This window comes from Noviherbaspirillum sp. (assembly GCF_035654295.1).
In the GTDB taxonomy this organism is placed as follows: domain Bacteria; phylum Pseudomonadota; class Gammaproteobacteria; order Burkholderiales; family Burkholderiaceae_D; genus Noviherbaspirillum.
Map to the genome: position 1 here is coordinate 18,444 of NZ_DASRXF010000189.1, position 15,865 is coordinate 34,308.

The window sequence follows — 15,865 nt, forward strand, 5'->3', positions numbered from 1 at the left end:
TCACATCTGTTTGAACAGATGCGCAAACACCCGGCTCACCGCGAGGCTTTCCGGGCGCCCGTGTAACTTGAGGCTGAGCTTGCCGCTTTCATCGCGTACCGCCGCCTGGATGCAATTCACGTTGACCACCGTGCCGCGGTGCACTTGCCAGAACGTGTCCGGGTCGAGCTGCGGTATCAATTCCTTGAGGCTGGTGCGGATCAGCGATTCGCTGTCGGCGGTAACGACGTTCACGTACTTGTCGGTGGCCTCGAAGTAGATCACTTCCGCGACGGGAATCATGCGGATCTGGTTGCCGACGGCGGCACGGATGATGCCCAGGCGCTCGCTCGACGCGGGCACGTGCGGCATCAGCGAGCGGAGCTGGCCGACGATGCGTTCGAGTTCCGCGTTGCGTTCGGTGTGCTGCGACAGCCTTGCCTTGAGACGCTCGACGGTCTTGGACAGGCGCGCCTCCGTCGCCGGCTTGAGCACGTAATCGGCGGCGGCCTGCTCGAAGGCCTGCAGCGCATACTCGTCATAGGCGGTCACGAACACCACGAGCGGGAAGGGTACATCCTCCGGCCAGTCTTCGGCCAGTTCCTGCGCGGCGTCCAGCCCCGTCTTGCCGGGCATCTTGATGTCGAGGAAGAGCACGTCGGGCCGCTGCGCCAGCGCTTCCTGCACGGCGGCCATGCCGTTTTCCACCACCCCGCCCACCTGCAGTTCCGGCCACAGGCGTTGCAGCGTCTGCAGCAGGGTGTGCGCGAGGATCGGTTCGTCTTCTGCAATGAGGGCGCGGATCATGTTCATAGTGGAATGGCGAGTTCGGCGATCACGCCCGAGGGCGTGTTCGGGTTGAGCGTAAATTCGGCGCCGGCCCCGTACAGCGCCTGCAGGCGCTCGCGCACGTTGGACACGCCGACGCCCGTGCCGGTGCTCGGCGGGGCGTTTTCGAGGCCGAGGCCGGTGTCGCAGACGGTCAGGGTCAGGCGGGTGCCGTTGCGTTCGGCGCGTACCGTAATCTTGCCGCCTTCCACCCGGGGTTCCAGCCCATGCTTGATCGCGTTCTCGACCAGCGGCTGCAGCAGCATCGGTGGTACGGACAGATGGCGCAGATGATCCGGCAGTTCCAGCGCATAGGACAGGCGCTGTCCCATGCGCACTTTCATCAGCCCGAGATAGGACTCGAGCAGCGAAAATTCCTGCTCCAGCGTGGTGATTTGCGAGCGCGACGCGCACAGCGTGGCGCGCAGGTAATGGATGAGCTGGTCGAGCATGCGATGGGCGAGCCGCGGATCGACGTCGATCAGGCCTTTCAGGTTGGCCAGGGTGTTGAACAGCATGTGGGGTTCGATCTGCGCCTGCAGCATCTGCAGCTGCGCCTGCAAGGCTTGCTTTTCGATGGAGGCGGCCCGCGCCTTCTCGGCTTCGGCCTCGGCACGCAGGTATTCGATGTGTTCCCGGCTCCAGAAGAACCAGATGATGAACATGGAGCAAACCGCGGCGCCGATCAGCATGGCGGTTGCATTGCCCCCGCGCATTTCCGACATGTCCTCGAACGGAATGCCGAGCATGAAGGCGGCAAGTGCCTTGCCCAGGAATTGCGCGGCCGGCAGCGAAACGATGATGAGCAGGACGAATTTCCATTTCGGCGGCTTCTGTTCCCCCCACATGATGAGCCGGCCGCCATCGATGAAGGCCGTTGCCAGCGTGCCGATGCACATGGAAAAGACGAGGTTGACGAAAAAGCCGCCGTGGCGCCGTACCACGTAGGTGATGAGGATCGCGATGATCAGGTTGAAGACCTGGGTGATCGCGATGTCGAGCGCGAAACGGCGAAGGCGCGAATAGCGCGGACCGGCGGGTGTCGGGTAGATCATTGTTTTTTCTGCTTCTTCAGTTCGTTCTCGATCATGCGTTCTTTCCATGCGGCGCCCGGCGCGTGCAGGAAGACCGCGATGCCGTGGAATAGTAACCCGATTCCCCACCCGAACAACGGCCAGACGGCCCAGATCCGGTCCGGCGTCGCCAGCACATTGACCAGGGCCAGGCCGGTGTTCACCAGGAGGTAGACGGCGAGATGGATGGCGAAACCGATCTTGCGCTCGACGTGGCGGCGGGCATCGCGGTAGGCAGGAGAGTGTTCCATGATCGGATCCTTTCTTCAGGCGAGGGCGGTCCAGAGCAGGTCGCCGAGGCGGCGCCCCGGCAGAAGGGTGAATGCGCCGGCAATGACGAGACCGATGTAGGTGTATGTCATGCCCCGGCGATGGGCCCGCACGTTCCCCTTCAGGACAGCATAGATCGAAGCGGCCAGGGCGGCCAGCACGACCACGGACAGCAGGTGGATCCACGAAAACGCGCCGTTGGAGCGGATGCCGAAGGAAACCAGGGAGGTGGCGGCCATCAGCACGACCCAGGTGCGGCCGAACAGCTTGTGGGCGCGGGTTCCCTTGCGCATCAAGAGCGTCGCTGCGCCGAAGGCGAGCGCGCCGCCGGCGGCGGCGATGTGGGCGATGATGAGTGGCGTGAATTGCATGCCTGCCTCCTGTTTTCCTTGTTCGATGGAGGCATTATTCGGCGGGGGACGGCAAATGCATACCGGAATGCGACGAACTGCGGCAGGCGGGAGCGAAGCGCAGGTTTCCGGGTGCGAACGGCGTCTGGAAATGGTGTCAGAAGCCGACCGCCTGGCCGTCCCGGCGGGCATCGCTGGCGGCGATATAGCCGTCTTCCGTTTTCCAGATGAACTGGGCGGCGCCGAAATCCTGCGTGCTGTCGGTCCTGGTGTTGACCTGGTGGCCGCGCGACGCCAGTTCCTCGGCGACGGCGGGATCCATCGTGCGTTCCACATCCAACGCCATCCCGGCATTGACCTTCCAGCGCGGCGCATCGCAGGCCGCCTGCGGCTGTTGACCGTAGGACAACATCCGCACCAGCGCCTGCAGGTGGCCCTGCGGCTGCATGTGCGCACCCATCACCCCGAAGCTCATCTGCGGCATGCCGTCGCGGGTCAGGAAGCCGGGGATGATGGTATGGAAAGGGCGCTTGCCCGGCGCCACGCAGTTGGGATGCTTCGGGTCAAGCGAAAAACCGGTGCCGCGGCTCTGCATGCTGATGCCGGTTTCCGGCACCACCACGCCCGAGCCGAAACCAAGGAAATTGGACTGGATGAAGCTGACCATCATCCCGCTCTCGTCGGCGGCGGAAAGATAGACGGTGCCGCCGCGCGGCGGGTTGCCGTGCCCGAAGTCGCCGGCATGGCGCAGGTCGATTCTTTTTGCCCGTTCCGCCAGGTAGCCGTCGTCGAGCAAGTCCTCGGCGCTCACCTTCTTCACGTGGCGGCTGTCGGCGACCCACTGGTAGGCGTCGGCGAAGGCCAGTTTCATGGCTTCGATCTGGAGGTGCTGGCTGTCGGCCGAATCGGCCGGGAAGCGCTTGAGGTCGAGATGCGACACGATGCCCAGTGCCATCAGCGCGGCGATGCCCTGGCCGTTGGGCGGGATTTCATGCACGGTATAGCCTTCGAAATCCTTGCGGATCGGCGTTACCCATTCGGGTGAGAAAGCACCGAGGTCGTCCATCGACAGCACGCCGCCGCATTGCTTCGCATGCTGCACCATCGCCTCGGCCAGCTCGCCGCGGTAAAACGCCTCGCCATGGGTTTCCGCAATCCGGGTCAGGGTGTGCCCCGCCTCCGCAAACACGAATTTCTCGCCGATTGCCGGCGCGCGGTCGTCCCGCATGAAGGCGCGCGCAAATCCGGGCTGGCGTTTCAAGACCGGCACCGCCGCCGCCCACTTCTTCTGCACGATGGGCGGCACGAGGTAGCCGCGTTCGGCCAGATCGATGGCCGGTTCGAACAGCTCGGCAAAGGGTAGCCGGCCGAAGCGTTCCGAGAGTTCCACCCACGCCGCCACCATGCCCGGCACGGTGACCGAATCCCAGCCGTGCCCCGGGATCTTCCCGCCATGCTTGCGCTGGAAGTAATCCACGCTCCAGCCCTGCGGCGCCGGGCCCGATCCGTTCAATCCGTGCAGTTGTTCGCCGTCCCAGAGGAGGGCGAACGCATCGCCGCCGAGGCCGTTGGACACCGGTTCCACGATGGTCAGCGCAGCCGCCGCGGCGATCGCCGCATCCACCGCGTTGCCGCCCTTGAGTAGCATGCGCAGGCCGGCCTGCGCGGCCAGGGGCTGGGAGGTGGACACGACGTTGCGGGCGAACAGCGGGGTGCGCGTCGTCGGGTAGGGATTGCTCCAGTTGAAGTCGGCCATCGCGGTTTTCCCCATGGGCTTGGTGAGCTTCGATTCTAATTGCAACGCACCGGCTCGTGCGCCGGCCGGGCCGCGCGCACGTTGATCGTTTGCAAAGAAAAATATCGACGTGCATTATTGTTGCCGGCGAATGTTTCTTTCTGTTATCGAAATGATGCATGGAAATGAACGTTCCGCCCATGCTGCAGTCTGTGTACTGTTCCTTCTGATTGATGAGTACCGCCTTGCCCGATTCCATCCGTTCCCTGTTCCGCAGCCTTGCGCCCGCGGTTGATTTCTGTTCGCTCCGTTTCGTCGAAGAGACCAGCGAACAGCTCAGCGTGCGCCAGGATGTGCTGGAGCCGCCCGCCACCACTGTCGACTGCGGCGCCATGGTGACCGTTGTGCACCGCGGCGGCTGGGGCTATGCCGCCACCAGCGACCTTAGCGCCGCCGGCCTGCGCAATGCCATCGCCCGCGCCTGCCGCTGGGCGGAAGCCAGCGCCGGCCGTTCGGTCGTCGATTATTCCCGCATCGACCTGCCGCGTCCGCAGGGCCGCTATGCATCGTCCGCCCCGTCCACGCCCATCCCCGCTCGCCGCGAATTGATCGCGCTGCTGATGCAGGAATCGGCCGCCTGCCGCATCGATCCGCGCGTGGTGGACTGGCAGGCTTCGGTCTGGAACGTGAGCACATCGCAGCTCTACCTGACTGCCGACGGCGCAGACGTCGAGCAGCAGTTCCGCTACCTCGTCCCCAACCTCGCCGTGACGGCGAGCGATGGCAACGATACCCAGACGCGCAGCCTGGGCGGCCAGTACAACGGCTACTGCCGGCAGGGCGGCTTCGAGATCCTCGAACAGGCCGGCTTCCACGGTGCGGGACGGCGCGTGGCCGGAGAGGCGCTGGAACTGCTGGCCGCACCGAATTGCCCGAGCGGCAGCATGGACTTGCTGCTGATGCCGGAACAGATGATGCTGCAGATCCATGAATCCATCGGCCATCCGCTGGAGCTCGACCGCATCCTGGGCGACGAGCGCAATTTCGCCGGCACCAGCTTCGTCACGCTCGACATGTTCGGCAACTATCGTTACGGTTCGGAACTGCTCAACGTCACCTACGACCCGGACCGGCCCGAGCAATACGCCAGCTACGGCTGGGACGACGAAGGCAGCAAGGCGGAGCGCGCCTACCTGATCCGCGACGGCCTGCTCGAACGTCCGCTGGGCGGCGCAATCTCCCAGGCGCGCAGCGGGATGCAAGGCGTGGCAAATGCCCGGGCCTGCAGCTGGAACCGTCCCCCGATCGATCGCATGGCCAACCTCAACATCGAGCCGGGCACATCGACGCTGGATGACATGATCCGCTCGGTGGAACGCGGCGTGCTGATGGATACCAACCTGTCGTGGTCCATCGACGACTCGCGCAACAAGTTCCAGTTCGGCTGCGAGTACGGGCGGCTGATTGAAGACGGTGAGCTGAAAGGCATGGTGAAGAATCCCAACTACCGTGGCATTTCCTCCACCTTCTGGCGCTCGCTGAAGGCGGTGGGCGACCGCTCGACCTTCAGCGTGATGGGCACGCCGTTCTGCGGCAAGGGCGAGCCGTCGCAGGTGATCCGCGTCGGCCACGCATCGCCGGCCTGCCTGTTCGCCAATGTCGACGTCTTCGGAGGTGCATGATGCGCCAATACTTCCTCGACCTCGCCGCACGCCTCGATACCCGCATGCGCGACGGTGAAGACTACCAATGCTGGCTCTCGGCGGAGTCCACCGATTTCGTGCGCTTCAATCGCGGCGCCATTCGCCAGCCGGGGCACGTGCGACAGATCTATCTCACCCTCACGCTGTTCGACGGCCGGCGTCACGCCGATATGACCATGGCGCTGTCCGGCAGCATCGACGCCGACCGCTTCGTGCTCGACCGCATGGTAGCCGCACTGCGCAGCCAGCTTCCTGACCTGCCGGAAGACCCGCACCTGCTGCGTGCCACCGAGGTGCGCTCCACCGGCCATACCCTGCCATCGCGGCTGCCGGAAACGGCGGCCATGGTGGACGAGGTGCTGGCAGCCGCGCGCGGCCACGACATGGTGGGCCTGCTTGCGGCGGGGCCGGTGTACCGCGGCTATGCCAACTCGTTCGGCCAGCGCAACTGGCACGAAGCCGCCAGTTTCAATTTCGACTGGAGCCTGTACCACCAGCGCGACAAGGCAGTGAAGGCGAGCCTCGCCGGCTTCGAATGGGACGGCGCCGCACTCAACGAAAAGTTTGCCGACGCAGGCAGGCAGCTTTCCATTCTTCAGCGCACACCAATGAGCATCCCGCCCGGCGCCTACCGCGCCTATCTCGCTCCGTCGGCGCTGCAGGAATTGATCGGCATGCTGAACTGGGACGGGGTGTCGGAGAAATCGATCCGTACCCGCCAGAGCCCCTTGTGCCGCATGCGCGACGGCAGCGTCGCATTGAACCCCGCGGTGACGCTGTCCGAGCACACGGCCGGCGGTCTCGCGCCTGCTTTCCAGGGCGACGGCTTCATCAAGCCGGACAGGGTGGTGCTGATCGAAAAAGGCCGCCTTGCCGGCAGCCTGGTGTCGCCGCGCACCGCCAAGGAATACGGCATCGACACCAACGGCGCGGATGCCGGCGAAAGCATGGCCTCGATGGAACTGGCGGCCGGCACGCTGCCGGCCTCGCGCGTGCTTGCCGAACTCGGCACCGGCGTCTACGTCAGCAATCTCTGGTACCTGAATTTCTCGGACCGCATGAACGGGCGCATCACCGGCATGACGCGCTTCGCCACCTTCTGGGTGGAAGACGGCGAGATCAAGGCGCCGTTGAACGTCATGCGTTTCGATGATTCGCTGTTCCGTCTGCTCGGCGACAAGCTGGCCGGCCTGACCGACGAGCGCGAGATGCTGATCGATACCGATACCTATGGTGCGCGCAGCACCGGCAGCGCATTGCTGCCGGGGGCGCTGGTGAAGGATTTCGTGTTTGTGCTGTAAGGAAGGGCGGGAAGGTCGTCAGACGATCCCGTTCTTTTTCAACGCTGCAATCCGCTCCTCGCTCTCGCCCAGCAATTCCCGCAACACCTCCTCGGTATGCTCGCCCAGCAGCGGCGGCGGCATGTCGTAGCGGGGCGGCGTGGCGGACATCTTCATCGGGCTGCCGACCAGCTTGACCGTGCCGCCCGTCGGGTGCGGCAGATCCATGCGCAGGCCGCGCGCCTGCACCTGAGGATTGTCGAACACTTCGTCGAGCTTGTTGATCGGCCCGCAGGGAACGCCCGCCGCTTCCAGCGCGGCTATCCATTCCTGCTTGGTCTTCGTTTTCACCATCTCGGCCAGCAGCGGCACGAGCGCCTCGCGATGGCGCACGCGCATGGGATTGGTGGCGAAGCGCTCGTCCACTGCCAGCTCGGGTCTGCCGCCTGCTTCCACGAAGCGCTGGTACTGGCCGTCGTTGCCGACCGCCACGATGATGTGCCCGTCGGAAGTCGCGAAGGTCTGGTACGGCACGATGTTGGGATGCGCATTGCCCCAGCGCGTGGGCGGATTGCCGCTGGCGAGGAAGTTGGTGTTCATGTTCGCCAGCATCGCCACCTGCACGTCGAGCAGGGCCATGTCGATGTACTGGCCTTCACCGGTACGGTGGCGATGGGTCAGCGCGGCCATGACGGCGATCGTCGCATACATGCCCGTCATCAGGTCGGAGATGGCGACGCCGGCTTTCTGCGGCCCGCCGCCCGGCAGGTCGTCGCGCTCGCCGGTGATCGACATGAAGCCGCCCATGCCCTGGATGATGAAGTCGTAGCCGGCGCGCTGCGCGTACGGGCCGGTCTGGCCGAAGCCGGTGATCGAGCAATAAATGAGGCCGGGCTGTTCCTTCTTCAGCGAGGCGTAGTCCAGCCCGTACTTCTTCAGCTGCCCGACCTTGTAGTTTTCCAGCACGACGTCGCACTGGCGCGCGAGCCGGCGCACGATCTCCTGTCCTTCGGGCGTGGCAATGTCGAGCGTCACCGAGCGCTTGCCGCGGTTGGCGGCGAGGTAGTAGGCCGCTTCGCTGGTATCGCGCCCTTCGGCATCCTTCAGGTAGGGCGGGCCCCAGTGGCGGGTGTCGTCGCCCGCGCCGGGGCGTTCGATCTTGATCACATCGGCGCCGAGGTCGGCGAAGTTCTGTGCGCACCACGGGCCGGCCAGCACGCGGGTCAGGTCGAGTACGCGAATGTGTCCGAGCGCTTTCTTCAGTGGCGAATCAGCCATGTTTCGAATTGTTCCGCAGTCAGAGGTTGTGTGAAGAAAAATCCCTGCGCAATGTCGCAGCCGCGCTCGCGCAGGTATTCCATCTGCTGCGGTGTTTCCACGCCCTCGGCCACCACGTCCAGGCCGAGCGGCTGCGCCATCGAGATGATGGCGTCGGTAATGGCGCGGTCGTCCTTTTCCCCGGGCAGGCCGCCGACAAAGCTGCTGTCGATTTTAACCTTGCGCACGGGATAGCGCCGGAGATAGGCCATGCTCGAATAGCCGGTGCCGAAATCGTCGATGGAAAGGCCGATGCGCATGTCCGCCACACGGTCCAGCATCGAGGAGGTCATCGTGTGGTGCTGCATCACCGTGCTTTCCTTCACTTCCCATTCGAGCAGGTGCGCGGGGATGCCGGTGCGGTCCAGCGCATCTTCCAGCGCGGGGAGCAGCGTGCGGTCCATGAGCTGGCTGGCGGACAGGTTGATGGCCAGCGTGAAGTCGTGCAGGCCCTGCATCACCCATTCGTTCATCTGCTCGCAGGCTTCATTGACGACCCAGGTGCTGATTTCATGGATCAGGCCGGATTCCTCCGCCACCGGCAGGAAGGTTGCGGGCAGCAGCAGGCCGAGGCGAGGATGGCGCCAGCGCAGCAGGGCTTCGACGCAGCGCACCTTCCCGGTTCGCAGGTCGATCTGCGGCTGGTAGTAGTGGACCAGTTCGTTCTCCGCGATCGCGTGGCGCAGTTCGGCTTCCAGCGTCGAGCGTTGCGTTGCGCCTTCGTCCAGCGACGGCGCGAACATCTGGTACTGGTCGCGCCCGGCCGATTTCGCGTGGTACATCGCGATATCCGCTTTCTTCATCAGCGTGTCGATGTCGGTACCGTCGAAGGGATAAATGGCGATGCCGACACTGGCCGAAATCTGCAACTCGCGTCCCTGCAGCGAGAATGCACCGCGCATGGTTTCCACGATCTGCTGGGCGATGTCGTCGGCGATGCGCATGTTGCTCAGGTTGCGGGCAAGCAGCATGAACTCGTCGCCCCCCAGGCGTACCAGGACGTCCTCCTTGCGCACCACGTTCTTCAGCCGCAGCGCCGCCGCTTTCAGCAATTCGTCGCCGACCGCGTGGCCGAAGGCGTCGTTGACGCTCTTGAAGCCGTCGAGATCGATGAAGAAGGCGGCCAGTGTGCTTGCCCCGGCCGTCACCTTGGGGAAGAAATCGTGTGCCTGGTCGAACAGGTAGTGGCGATTGGGCAGGCCGGTCAGGCTGTCGTGATGTGCCAGATGGCGCAGCTGCGCCTCTTCCTTGACGCGGTCGACCTGCCTGAAAATGGTCGCGACGAGCGCGGCGATGTTATGCCCGAAAGCGGTTTCGTCCTTGCGCCAGGGGCGGGAACGGCCAAGCACGCTGAACAGCAGCAGGCCGGCCGGCTTGTTGCCGCGCTGGACGGGGAGTGCCATGAGCGCCTTGATGCCCTCGGCGTGGAAATATTCGCAGTACAGGGCGGCGCGGGGGTCCTGGTCGACGTCGGCAACGACAAGCGGCTGCTCGTTGCGCACGAGCTGCTGCAGCAGCGGATGGAAGGAGGTCGCAAACAGGGGTGTGACTTCTTCGATGATGAAGTTCTGCTTCACGTCGTCATACATCGCAATGCAGCGGGACTCGGCGGCGTCTTCGAAGACTTCCCAGAATGCGCACCGCTGCACATCGATCGCCTTGGCGCCGGACTTGAGGATGACCTTGAGCGCCGTATCGAGGTTGGCCTGCGGATGCTGTGCCAGCCGGAACAGCCGGTTGAGGTAGTGCAGCTGGCGCTTCTTGCCGGCGGCGATATCCTGCTGCAGCTGCAGCTCGTGCGTCACGTCGCGCGCGGTCAGCAGCACGTCATCGGTCCCGTCAGGCAAGGCGAGCCGCTTTGCCTGGCCGGAATAATGCCGCCATGCGCCGTCATGGTGGCGCAGCCGGAAGGCGAGCGGCACGGCATGGCCGTCGTTGCCCGCGGCTTTTTCGATCGCATGGAGCAGCTTGTCGCGATCTTCATGGTGCACGAGTTCGGCCAGCATGCCGCTGCTGCTGCCGGTCAATTCCTCGAACGCGTTGTTGGCAAACCGCAGCCCGCTGCCCGCGCCGCAGACGAGCGCAAGTCCCGGCAACTGGCCGGCCACGGCTTCGGCGAGCGACATGTCGGACATGCGGCCGGCGAGAGGCGAGTCGGGACGAAGGATCCAGATCGTGGAACTGGCGTCGTGCAGGCTGTCGATGCGGTTGGCGACGAAGTGGAAGCGCACGGCCTTGCCGGATTTTGCGCGCAGTCGGACAGTGCTGCCGTCGCTTTCCATCCCGGCAGTGCCTTCGAGTAAAAGGAATTCCGCAGGCTGCCCGAGGAGGTCGGTGTCGTCGTAACCCAACTGCTCCGTCAGGTGCCGGTTCACATGCGTGATCACGCCTTCCTTGAGGCAAATCAGGCCGGTGTCCGCTCCTCCCAGCAGATCGGAAAACGTATGCCATTCCGCCGGGAAGAGGAAGTTGGACGTGTCGAAGGGGGCAGGATAGGGACTGTCGGCTGGCATGGCGGACTCGGCGAGCGCGTCACCTTTCGTAACGATTGGCATTAGACTACGATGCGTTGCGGATCATTCCAAGAGATAGATCAAGCCATGTGGTTTTATCCGAGAGTTCTTGCGCATCGCGGCGGCGGCACGCTGGCGCCCGAAAACACGATGGCCGCCCTGCGTTGCGGACTGGCGCACGGTTTTCGCGCCGTTGAGTTCGATGTGATGTTGTCGAAGGACAGCGTGCCGGTGCTGATGCACGATCCCGATTTCGGCCGCACGGTGAGCGGGAAGGGGAAAGTCGGCGAAACGAGCGCGCAGGCGCTTTCCCGCTTGGATGCCGGTTCCTGGTTCGGAACTTCGTTTACCGGGGAACCGGTGCCGGACTACCGGCAGGCAGCCGATTTCTGCAAGGCAAACCGGATCTGGATGAACGTCGAGATCAAGCCCTCGCCCGGCGCGGAGGCGGAAACCGGGCGGGTCGTGGCCGAGTGGACGCGGCGCTTCTTCGCTCCCGGTGATCCGCTCATGCCGCTGCTTTCCTCGTTTTCCTTCGAGGCGCTTGCCGCCGCCATGGCGGAAGCGCCGGAAGTTCCGCGCGCTTTCCTCGTCGACGTCATGCCGCCCGACTGGCGCGAGCGGCTGGAGGTGCTGGAGGCGGTGGCGCTCCATACCAACCACAAATACCTGCTGCCGGAGCGCGCCCGCGCCGTGAAACAGGCGGGTTACGGCCTGTTTTGCTATACCGTCAACGCCCCGGAACGGGCGCGGGAACTCCTTGGGTGGGGCGTGGATGCCTTCTGCACTGACCGCATCGACCTGATCGGCCCGGATTTCGCCGGGGCCTGAGCGGCGCCGGCTTCCCCGGTACGGACTCTGGCTCGCCAATCCCTGCCGCAGGCCCTCATCCACCAAGGCATATCACGTATAATCAACGGTTTGCAAACGCATCTCCCACACTTCGCCCAACATGAAATCGTCAGAAATCCGCGAAAAATTCCTGAAGTTCTTTGAATCGAAAGGCCACACCATCGTCGCCTCCAGCCCGGTGGTGCCCGGCGATGACCCGACATTGCTGTTTACCAATGCGGGCATGAACCAGTTCAAGGACGTGTTCCTCGGTTTCGACAAGCGTGCCTACACCCGCGCCACCACTTCCCAGAAGTGCATCCGCGCCGGCGGCAAGCATAACGACCTGGAAAACGTGGGTTATACCGCGCGTCACCACACTTTCTTCGAAATGCTGGGCAACTTCAGCTTCGGCGACTACTTCAAGCACGACGCGATCGTCTATGCATGGGAACTGTTGACCGACGTCTTCAAGCTGCCGAAGGAAAAGCTGTGGGTGACCGTCTACGCGGAAGACGATGAAGCCTACGAGATCTGGAACAAGGTGGTGGGCGTGCCGGTGGAGCGCATCGTGCGCATCGGCGACAACAAGGGCGCGCGTTACGCATCCGACAACTTCTGGATGATGGGCGATACCGGCCCCTGCGGCCCCTGCACCGAGATCTTCTACGACCACGGCCCGGAAATCCCCGGCGGCCCGCCCGGCTCGCCCGACGAAGACGGCGACCGCTACATCGAGATCTGGAACAACGTCTTCATGCAGTTCAACCGCGACGAAGAAGGCGTGATGCACAAGCTGCCCAAGCCGAGCGTGGATACGGGCATGGGCCTGGAGCGCATCACCGCGGTGCTGCAACACGTGCACAGCAACTACGAGATCGACACCTTCGTCAACCTGCTGGCCGCCGCGAAGAAAGCGGTGGATGAAGCCGGCGCCGGCGACTGCGACAAGGACTCGCCGTCGCTGAAGGTGATCGCCGACCATATCCGCGCTTGCACCTTCACGGTGGTCGACGGCGTGATCCCGAGCAATGCAGGCCGAGGCTACGTGCTGCGCCGCATCGCCCGCCGCGCGATCCGCCACGGCTACAAGCTGGGCGCGCGCAAGCCTTTCTTCCATGCGCTGGTGCCGGCCCTCGTCAACGAGATGGGCGACGCCTACCCGGAACTGCGCCTGAACGGCGAACGCGCGATGCAGGTACTGAAGCAGGAAGAGGAAGCCTTCTTCCGCACCATCGCCAACGGCATGGAAATCCTCGAGCGCGCACTCGCCACCGGCGCAAAGGTAGTGGACGGCGACACCGCGTTCAAGCTGCACGACACCTACGGTTTCCCGGTCGACCTGACTGCCGACGTCTGCCGCGAGCGCGGCGTGACGGTGGACGAAGCGCGCTTCAACGCGCTGCTCGACGAACAGCGCCAGCGCGCACGCGAAGCCGGCAAGTTCAAGATGGCGCAGGGCCTGGAATACGCCGGCAACCCGACGACTTTCCACGGCTACGAAAAGCTGATCCACGACACCGCGCAGGTCACCGCGATCTATGTCGACGGCACGGCGGTCGAACAGGCGAACTCCGGCGATGACGCCGTGGTCGTGCTCGACCACACGCCGTTCTACGCCGAGAGCGGCGGCCAGGTGGGCGACACCGGCGAACTGCGCAATGCCGCAGCCCGCTTCCTCGTGGAAGACACGCTCAAGATCCAGGCCGACGTGTTCGGCCACCACGGCCGCGTGGCGGAAGGCACGATCAAGGTTGGCGACACGATGAACGCCAAGGTCGATGCCGAGAAGCGCGCCCGGACCGTGCGCAACCACAGCGCCACGCACCTGATGCACAAGGCGCTGCGCGAAGTGCTCGGCTCGCACGTGCAGCAGAAGGGTTCGCTGGTCAACGCCGAGCGCACCCGTTTCGACTTCGCCCACAACGGCCCGCTGACGCATGAGCAGATCCGCAAGGTCGAGGCGCTCGTCAATGCCGAGATCCTCGCCAACCATCCGACGCAGGCGCGCGTGATGCCGATCGAGGAAGCGCAGAAGGTCGGCGCTATGATGCTGTTCGGCGAGAAGTACGGCGATGAAGTGCGCGTGCTCGACATCGGCTCCAGCCGCGAACTGTGCGGCGGTACGCACGTGCAGCGCACCGGCGACATCGGCCTGTTCAAGATCGTCGCCGAAAGCGGCGTGGCCGCCGGCGTGCGCCGCGTCGAAGCGATCACCGGCGAGAATGCGCTGGCCTACCTGCAATCGCTGGAATCGACCGTGAACCAGGTCGCCGGCACGCTGAAGGCGACCCCGGCAGAGTTGTCGACCCGCGTCGGCAGCGTCCTCGAACAGGTGCGCGCGCTGGAGAAGGAACTGGCCGCCGTGAAGGGCAAGCTGGCTTCCGCGCAAGGCGACGAACTGCTGGCACAGGCAGTCGACGTCAACGGCATCAAGGTGCTGGCCGCGACGCTCAACGGCGCCGACGTGCCGGCCCTGCGCGAGACGATGGACAAGCTCAAGGACAAGCTGAAGACTGCCGCCATCGTGCTGGCCGCCGTCAACGAAGGCAAGGTCAGCCTGATCGCCGGCGTCACCGCCGACGCGACCGCCAAGGTCAAGGCAGGCGAGTTGGTCAACTTCGTCGCCCAGCAGGTCGGCGGCAAGGGCGGCGGCAGGCCCGACATGGCGCAAGCCGGCGGCACCGATCCGAGCGGACTGCCGAAGGCGCTGCAAGGCGTGACCGACTGGGTGCGCGAACGGGCCTGATGCGGACGCCATCGTGACGCCGCAATTCTGTCCCATGTGCGCCGCGCCGCTCATCGAGCGCGCGGATACCGGCGAAGGCGGCAAGGTCCGCCTTGCCTGCCCTGACGGGCATTGGACGCATTGGGACAATCCGCTGCCGGTGCTCGCGGCCCTCGTCGAAGTCGAGGGCCGCATCCTCCTCGCGCGCAATGCGGCGTGGCCGGAAAAGATGTTTGCGCTGATCACCGGCTTCATGGAGCGCGGCGAAACGCCGGAGCAGGGCGTGGCCCGCGAACTCAAGGAAGAAACCAACCTCGATGCCGACGAGATCGTCCTGATCGGCGTCTATGAATTCATCCGCAAGAACGAAGTCATCATTGCCTACCACGTGAAGGCTTCCGGCGAGATCCGCCTGTCCGAGGAACTGGTGGACTACCGCCTCATTTCCCCCGAAAAGCTGCGCCCGTGGCGCGCCGGTACCGGCTATGCCATGGCCGACTGGATGCGCGCACGCGGCCTGCACGTCGAATTCTTCGACTTGCCAACTCAATAACGTATTGAATTCATTGCTAGTTTATTGCTTGTTGCGCTGCACAAGCCGCTTGCATTTGCGGTAGAATTTCCTCACCGATTTTTCGTTATTGAGCGATGAACATGGAATTCGATAAAGAGCTCGACGCCCGCGGCTTGAATTGTCCGCTGCCTATCCTGAAGGCAAAGAAGGCGTTGGCTGAAATGACCAGCGGTCAGATCCTCCGCGTGATGGCAACCGACCCCGGTTCCGTGCGCGATTTCCAGGCCTTTGCCCGCCAGACCGGCAACGAGCTGGTCGGCCAGAGCGAAAACGACAAGGAATTCACCTTCTTCATGAAGCGCAAATAATTCCTGATCCAGCGCATGTCCATCCTCTTTCCCTTCCCGTAGTCTTTCTTCCTCGCAGTTCCCCGCAAGCCCGTTTCCGGTGCCATTCCCTCTCGGAAATGACACCGCTCGTGCATCAGGATTCCTTGGATTTTTGATGCGATTTAGTGCATACTCTCTACCAATTAATAGAACGGTCGTGCTAAATTTCGTCGCACGCGCAGCTCTCTCATATAATCACGGTTCGGTTTACGTTAACGTCAATTGTTTCTTACAAAGGCAAAGCTATGAAAGTCTTGGTACCTGTCAAACGCGTGGTGGACTTCAACGTGAAGGTCCGCGTCAAGTCCGACGGCAGCGGTGTGGACATCGCCAACGTCAAGATGTCGATGAACCC

Annotated in this window: 13 protein-coding genes and 1 pseudogene; 7 read left to right on the forward strand and 7 right to left on the reverse strand. The window is 64.0% G+C overall.

Annotation, left to right across the window (positions count from 1 at the left end):
* From VFF99_RS17915 to VFF99_RS17935, 5 genes are all read right to left on the reverse strand, one after another.
* The gene (locus VFF99_RS17915; RefSeq protein WP_325020286.1) at positions 1-792 is read right to left on the reverse strand and encodes a LytTR family DNA-binding domain-containing protein; all 792 of its coding nucleotides are present in this window, start codon (positions 790-792) and stop codon (positions 1-3) included.
* Complete coding sequence (locus VFF99_RS17920) at positions 789-1,862, reverse strand: sensor histidine kinase (RefSeq protein WP_325020287.1); 1,074 nt, start codon at positions 1,860-1,862, stop codon at positions 789-791. The genes VFF99_RS17915 and VFF99_RS17920 overlap by 4 nt, the downstream gene beginning before the upstream one ends.
* On the reverse strand, positions 1,859-2,131 hold the full coding sequence (locus tag VFF99_RS17925; RefSeq protein ID WP_325020288.1) for a 2TM domain-containing protein: 273 nt from the start codon (positions 2,129-2,131) through the stop codon (positions 1,859-1,861). Before VFF99_RS17925 ends, VFF99_RS17920 begins: the two co-directional genes overlap by 4 nt.
* A 15-nt stretch (positions 2,132-2,146) precedes the next feature.
* Positions 2,147-2,521: a DUF2306 domain-containing protein gene (locus tag VFF99_RS17930; protein WP_325020289.1), complete on the reverse strand. Its 375-nt coding sequence runs from the start codon at positions 2,519-2,521 to the stop codon at positions 2,147-2,149.
* A gap of 136 nt (positions 2,522-2,657) precedes the next feature.
* Positions 2,658-4,256, reverse strand: a complete 1,599-nt coding sequence (locus tag VFF99_RS17935) for a gamma-glutamyltransferase family protein (RefSeq protein ID WP_325020297.1) — start codon at positions 4,254-4,256, stop codon at positions 2,658-2,660.
* 212 nt (positions 4,257-4,468) lie between these two features.
* Here VFF99_RS17935 and VFF99_RS17940 point away from each other — a divergent pair, with 212 nt between their 5' ends.
* On the forward strand, positions 4,469-5,917 hold the full coding sequence (locus tag VFF99_RS17940; RefSeq protein WP_325020290.1) for a TldD/PmbA family protein: 1,449 nt from the start codon (positions 4,469-4,471) through the stop codon (positions 5,915-5,917).
* Positions 5,914-7,239 (forward strand): TldD/PmbA family protein, encoded by a 1,326-nt coding sequence (locus tag VFF99_RS17945; protein ID WP_325020291.1) that lies wholly within the window; start codon positions 5,914-5,916, stop codon positions 7,237-7,239. The genes VFF99_RS17940 and VFF99_RS17945 overlap by 4 nt, the downstream gene beginning before the upstream one ends.
* 18 nt (positions 7,240-7,257) lie before the next feature.
* Here the strand turns inward: VFF99_RS17945 and VFF99_RS17950 are convergent, their stop codons facing one another.
* Positions 7,258-8,496, reverse strand: a complete 1,239-nt coding sequence (locus VFF99_RS17950; RefSeq protein ID WP_325020292.1) for a CaiB/BaiF CoA-transferase family protein — start codon at positions 8,494-8,496, stop codon at positions 7,258-7,260.
* Positions 8,478-11,048, reverse strand: a complete 2,571-nt coding sequence (locus VFF99_RS17955) for a sensor domain-containing protein (protein ID WP_325020293.1) — start codon at positions 11,046-11,048, stop codon at positions 8,478-8,480. The genes VFF99_RS17950 and VFF99_RS17955 overlap by 19 nt, the downstream gene beginning before the upstream one ends.
* Positions 11,049-11,135: 87 nt before the next feature.
* Here VFF99_RS17955 and ugpQ point away from each other — a divergent pair, with 87 nt between their 5' ends.
* From ugpQ to VFF99_RS17980, 5 genes and pseudogenes are all read left to right on the forward strand, one after another.
* On the forward strand, positions 11,136-11,879 hold the full coding sequence (ugpQ, locus tag VFF99_RS17960; RefSeq protein ID WP_325020294.1) for a glycerophosphodiester phosphodiesterase: 744 nt from the start codon (positions 11,136-11,138) through the stop codon (positions 11,877-11,879).
* 121 nt (positions 11,880-12,000) lie between these two features.
* Entirely contained in the window at positions 12,001-14,628 is a 2,628-nt protein-coding gene (gene alaS / locus VFF99_RS17965) for an alanine--tRNA ligase (protein ID WP_325020295.1), read from the forward strand.
* 34 nt (positions 14,629-14,662) lie between these two features.
* Complete coding sequence (locus tag VFF99_RS17970; RefSeq protein ID WP_414691556.1) at positions 14,663-15,160, forward strand: NUDIX domain-containing protein; 498 nt, start codon at positions 14,663-14,665, stop codon at positions 15,158-15,160.
* A 101-nt stretch (positions 15,161-15,261) separates the two neighbouring features.
* Positions 15,262-15,489: a sulfurtransferase TusA family protein gene (locus VFF99_RS17975; protein WP_325020296.1), complete on the forward strand. Its 228-nt coding sequence runs from the start codon at positions 15,262-15,264 to the stop codon at positions 15,487-15,489.
* Between the two features lie 266 nt (positions 15,490-15,755).
* Positions 15,756-15,865, forward strand: a pseudogene (locus VFF99_RS17980) (electron transfer flavoprotein subunit beta/FixA family protein); the annotation flags it as partial.

What these genes read in the sequence shown, in the direction of transcription:
- VFF99_RS17945 (WP_325020291.1), top strand. Translation starts at nt 5,914, where the DNA reads ATGATGCGCCAATACTTCCTCGACCTCGCCGCACGCCTCGATACCCGC.
- ugpQ (WP_325020294.1), top strand. Translation starts at nt 11,136, where the DNA reads ATGTGGTTTTATCCGAGAGTTCTTGCGCATCGCGGCGGCGGCACGCTG.
- VFF99_RS17950 (WP_325020292.1), bottom strand. Translation starts at nt 8,496, where the DNA reads ATGGCTGATTCGCCACTGAAGAAAGCGCTCGGACACATTCGCGTACTC.
- VFF99_RS17920 (WP_325020287.1), bottom strand. Translation starts at nt 1,862, where the DNA reads ATGATCTACCCGACACCCGCCGGTCCGCGCTATTCGCGCCTTCGCCGT.
- alaS (WP_325020295.1), top strand. Translation starts at nt 12,001, where the DNA reads ATGAAATCGTCAGAAATCCGCGAAAAATTCCTGAAGTTCTTTGAATCG.
- VFF99_RS17915 (WP_325020286.1), bottom strand. Translation starts at nt 792, where the DNA reads ATGAACATGATCCGCGCCCTCATTGCAGAAGACGAACCGATCCTCGCG.
- VFF99_RS17955 (WP_325020293.1), bottom strand. Translation starts at nt 11,048, where the DNA reads ATGCCAGCCGACAGTCCCTATCCTGCCCCCTTCGACACGTCCAACTTC.
- VFF99_RS17930 (WP_325020289.1), bottom strand. Translation starts at nt 2,521, where the DNA reads ATGCAATTCACGCCACTCATCATCGCCCACATCGCCGCCGCCGGCGGC.
- VFF99_RS17970 (WP_414691556.1), top strand. Translation starts at nt 14,663, where the DNA reads ATGTGCGCCGCGCCGCTCATCGAGCGCGCGGATACCGGCGAAGGCGGC.
- VFF99_RS17925 (WP_325020288.1), bottom strand. Translation starts at nt 2,131, where the DNA reads ATGGAACACTCTCCTGCCTACCGCGATGCCCGCCGCCACGTCGAGCGC.
- VFF99_RS17940 (WP_325020290.1), top strand. Translation starts at nt 4,469, where the DNA reads ATGAGTACCGCCTTGCCCGATTCCATCCGTTCCCTGTTCCGCAGCCTT.
- VFF99_RS17975 (WP_325020296.1), top strand. Translation starts at nt 15,262, where the DNA reads ATGGAATTCGATAAAGAGCTCGACGCCCGCGGCTTGAATTGTCCGCTG.
- VFF99_RS17935 (WP_325020297.1), bottom strand. Translation starts at nt 4,256, where the DNA reads ATGGCCGACTTCAACTGGAGCAATCCCTACCCGACGACGCGCACCCCG.